This is a genomic window from Brevibacterium sp. HMSC22B09 (assembly GCF_001806795.1).
GTDB lineage: Bacteria > Actinomycetota > Actinomycetes > Actinomycetales > Brevibacteriaceae > Brevibacterium > Brevibacterium ravenspurgense.
The window spans coordinates 1-1,598 of the sequence record NZ_KV786014.1 but is presented as its reverse complement, the minus strand read 5'-3'; the positions used below and the strand labels follow the sequence as shown (position 1 = coordinate 1,598).

At 54.8% G+C, this 1,598-nt stretch carries 1 rRNA gene; it reads right to left on the bottom strand.

The features are described 5' to 3' along the window. Window positions 1-84: 84 nt before the first annotated feature. Window positions 85-1,598, bottom strand: a 23S ribosomal RNA gene (locus HMPREF3087_RS05810); the annotation flags it as partial.

Sequence of the window (1,598 nt, the reverse complement as noted above, 5' to 3'; positions counted from 1 at the left end):
TGTGGACGCGAACAAACAGTGATTGTTTGTTGGTGTTTGTTGTGTTACTCGCCTTGGCACCCCACCAAAAGTGTGTGTGGGTTGTTGGGTGAGTGATTGGTGTATTAGTACCAGTCAGCTGCGCACATTGCTGTGCTTCCACATCTGGCCTATCAACCCAGTCGTCTACTGGACACCTCAGGGGAAATCTCATCTTGAAGCAGGCTTCCCGCTTAGATGCTTTCAGCGGTTATCCTTCCCGAACGTAGCCAACCAGCCATGCACCTGGCGGTACAACTGGCACACCAGAGGTTCGTCCGTCCCGGTCCTCTCGTACTAAGGACAGCCCTTCTCAGATTTCCTACGCACGCAGCGGATAGGGACCGAACTGTCTCACGACGTTCTAAACCCAGCTCGCGTACCGCTTTAATGGGCGAACAGCCCAACCCTTGGGACCGACTCCAGCCCCAGGATGCGACGAGCCGACATCGAGGTGCCAAACCATGCCGTCGATATGGACTCTTGGGCAAGATCAGCCTGTTATCCCCGAGGTACCTTTTATCCGTTGAGCGACCACGCTTCCACAAGCCATGGCCGGGTCACTAGTCCCAGCTTTCGCTCCTGCTCGACACGTCCGTCTCACAGTCAAGCTCCCTTGTGCACTTACACTCACCACCTGATTGCCAACCAGGCTGAGGGAACCTTTGGGCGCCTCCGTTACTCTTTGGGAGGCAACCGCCCCAGTTAAACTACCCATCAGGCACTGTCCCTGGACCCGATCAGGGTCCGAAGTTCAGGAATCCACTATGGCCAGAGTGGTATTTCACCAATGACTCCACACACACTGGCGTGCATGCCTCATAGTCTCCCACCTATCCTACACAAGCCACACCGAACACCAATACCAAACTATAGTGAAGGTCTCGGGGTCTTTCCGTCCTGCTGCGCGTAACGAGCATCTTTACTCGTAATGCAATTTCGCCGAGTTCGCGGTTGAGACAGCAGAGAAGTCGTTACGCCATTCGTGCAGGTCGGAACTTACCCGACAAGGAATTTCGCTACCTTAGGATGGTTATAGTTACCACCGCCGTTTACTGGGGCTTAAATTCTCCGCTTCGAACCAAGGTTCTAACAGATCCTCTTAACCTTCCAGCACCGGGCAGGCGTCAGTCCGTATACATCGACTTACGTCTTCGCACGGACCTGTGTTTTTAGTAAACAGTCGCTTCTCTCTGGCCTCTGCGACCACCACCAGCACATCCAACCGCAAGGGTTGTTCACCGGGGTGGTCCCCCTTCTTCCAAAGTTACGGGGGCATTTTGCCGAGTTCCTTAACCACGATTATCTCGATCGCCTTGGTATTCTCTACCTGACCACCTGAGTCGGTTTAGGGTACGGGCAGTTTGAACCTCACGTCGATGCTTTTCTTGGCAGCAGAGGATCACCGGATCACCCCACCACGTGTGGGGCGCCCATCAGCTCTCAGCCATCATGTGTGGCGGATTTGCCAACCACACGGCCTACAACCTTAGACCGCGACAACCATCGCACGGCCCGGCTACCTTCCTGCGTCACACCTGTTAACACGCTTACCTACAAAACCCTCAGGTCCCACCACC